Origin of the sequence: Tamaricihabitans halophyticus (assembly GCF_004340875.1) — a bacterium.
Taxonomy (GTDB): Bacteria; Actinomycetota; Actinomycetes; order Mycobacteriales; family Pseudonocardiaceae; genus Tamaricihabitans; species Tamaricihabitans halophyticus.
Genome location: NZ_SLXQ01000049.1, coordinates 1 through 1,095, shown reverse-complemented (window position 1 = coordinate 1,095; position 1,095 = coordinate 1). Strand labels below are relative to the sequence as shown.

Genomic DNA, 1,095 nt, shown 5'->3' with positions numbered 1-1,095 from the left:
TGTATTGATCTGGGAGGTTGGGTACGCGTGTGGTGGGTGGGCCGCCGATGCTGGTGTGGCCGCGGTGGTGATTGTAGTAGTGCAGCCAGGGGGTGAGTGCTTGTTGTCGTGCGGTTTCTGATGGGTAGGGCTGGGTGTAGGCCCATTCGTCGAGGAGGGTGCGGTTGAAGCGTTCGACTTTGCCGTTGGTTTGGGGTCGGTAGGGGCGGATGCGTTTGTGGGTGGTCGTGGTGTTGGTGAGGGCTTGGCGCCAGGCGCGGGATCGGTAGCAGGGTCCGTTGTCGGTCATGACGCGTTCGACGGTGATGCCGTGATCGGTGAAGAATTGGTGTGCGCGTTCCCAGAATGCGGCGGCGGTTGTCGCGCGTTCGTTGGGCAGGATTTCGCTGTAGGCCAGTCGGGAGTGATCGTCGATGGCGTTGTGGAGGTAGCTGTAGCCGAGGCGACTGTGGTCGCGGGTTTTGCGGCGACTGCGGGCGCGGTTGCGGTAGCCGGCTTGGGGGCCCACAACGCGATGTCCACCGCCGTCGGGAATGTTGCCGAGTTTTTTGATGTCGACGTGCACGAGTTCACCGGGAGCGGCCCGTTCATAGCGGCGTATCGGTGTCGCGGTAGCCCGGTCAAGATGCACCAGCCGAGCGATCCCATAGCGAGTCAGAACCCGATGCACCGTGGAGGGAACCAACCCCAACAAGAACGCGATCCGCGCTGGCCCCCACCGCCGCACCACACGAACCTTGATAATCCGCCGCTCCGTCCGAGTCGGCAAACGCCCCGGACAATGATGCGGACGTGAAGACCGATCCACCAGGCCCGCTTCCCCCCACACACGATAACGACCAACCCACCGCGTCACCGTCGAGACCGACACCTGAAACCGCTCCGCCGCCCGCCGCAACGGCCACCCCTCAACCACAACACACCGCACCACACGCAACCGACCAGCCGGCGTCAACGGAGCATTACGATGAACCATGAGGGCCTCCTCGGGACCGGTTGTAGACATCGACATCCACACCGAACCCCGGAGGCCCTCACCCACACAAGATCATCCGATCACGCGTCCCCCCGTTCACAACCTCCCAAGGCACTACA

General features: G+C 63.5%; 1 protein-coding gene. It reads right to left on the bottom strand.

Going from position 1 to position 1,095, the window contains the following annotated elements:
• The coding region (locus tag EV191_RS29995) for an IS481 family transposase (RefSeq protein ID WP_132881514.1) at nt 1–976 on the bottom strand (976 nt) is incomplete at its 3' end.
• Nucleotides 977–1,095 lie beyond the last annotated feature (119 nt).